Here is a 1,445-nt window from a genome sequence, read left to right as displayed (position 1 = left end):
CCAGGACCAATTGCTTCAAATAAATGGTTTGAACATACGCTCAATGAACTAGATATTCCGTCTGAGAAACTTATAGTCGCTTTCGGTAACTATGGATATGATTGGGAAGTGAAAAGTAAAAAACCTGCGAAGTCTTTAACTTTCTCAGAAGTTATGACAATGGCTCATGATTCAAATATAAAAATTCATTGGGATAAGATTAGTGGAAATCCTTATTTTAGATATAAAACAGGAGCGAAAGAACATACTGCTTGGTTCTTAGATGGTGTTACTCTTTATAATCAAGTAAAAATCGCAATGAACAACAATGCAAAAGGATTTGCGTTATGGAGACTAGGAGCAGAAGATCCTACTGTATGGAAAGCTTTAAAAGATCCTATTGAAGTACAAAAAAATCCTGATGCATTACATAAAATCGCTAGTTTAGATGAAGTAAATTATTCTGGACAAGGCGAAATTTTACAGATTGAGATTGAAAGACAAAATGGATTGAGAGATTTTAAAGTAGGCAAAGAAGGTTATCTTACAGATGAAGTGTATCAATCACTACCATCTGCATATCAAGTACAGCGCTATGGAAAACCAAAAGGGAAACAAGTAGTACTAACATTTGATGATGGACCAGATCCTAAATACACACCGGAAATTCTAGATATATTAAAAGAGCATAAAATAAAAGCAGCCTTTTTTATACTTGGTGAAAACGCCCAACTAAATCCTAGTCTTGTTAAAAGAATGTACGATGAAGGGCATGAAATTGGCAATCATACCTTCAAGCATCCTAACGTAGCTGATACGTCTTTACTACGAACAAAAGTAGAGCTGAATACAACTCAGCGCCTGATTCAGGAAATAACTGGACATTCTACGGTTTTATTTAGGCCACCATATGAAGCAGATGCCGACCCGGATTCATCAAATGAAATATTGCCTATTTTGCGTGCACAAAATATGAACTATACAATGGTGGCAGAAAAAGTTGATCCTGAGGACTGGGCGACGCCATCAACAAATGAATTAGTAAAGCGTGCTGTTAATCCCATTTATAAGGGGGAGGGAAATGTTATTCTTCTCCATGATGCAGGAGGGAATCGTACCCATACGGTAGAGGCGCTGCCAATTATTATTAAAGACCTTAAAAAGCATGGATATAGTTTTGTAACAATTTCAGATTTAATGGGTAAAGAACGAGATGAAGTTATGCCTCTCGTTTCTTCTGAGGATAAGCAATATTTACTTTACAATAAAGCTGTTTTTTTAGGAGCCGGATATTCTAAGCATATATTAACAACTATTTTTTATATTGCTATTGGATTAGGTATTTTCCGATTCCTATTTTTAATTTATTTTTCATTCAAGCAAAAAAAGAAAACAAAATCTCGTTTATTTGCTAATTCGTCTTACCAACCTTTTGTTAGTGTTGTGATAGCAGCATATAATGAAGA

The 1,445-nt window shown here is 34.9% G+C and carries 1 protein-coding gene; it reads left to right on the top strand.

The genetic code is table 11. From position 1 onward, the window contains the following. A partial coding sequence (locus tag BWGOE10_RS29265) for a polysaccharide deacetylase family protein (protein ID WP_145925689.1) occupies positions 1–1,445 on the top strand: 1,445 nt, incomplete at both ends.

It is taken from the genome of Bacillus mycoides, from assembly GCF_001757995.1.
Lineage (GTDB): Bacteria > Bacillota > Bacilli > Bacillales > Bacillaceae_G > Bacillus_A > Bacillus_A mycoides_B.
The sequence above is the reverse complement of the archived record's forward strand: the minus strand, read 5'-3'. Positions and strand labels throughout refer to the sequence as shown.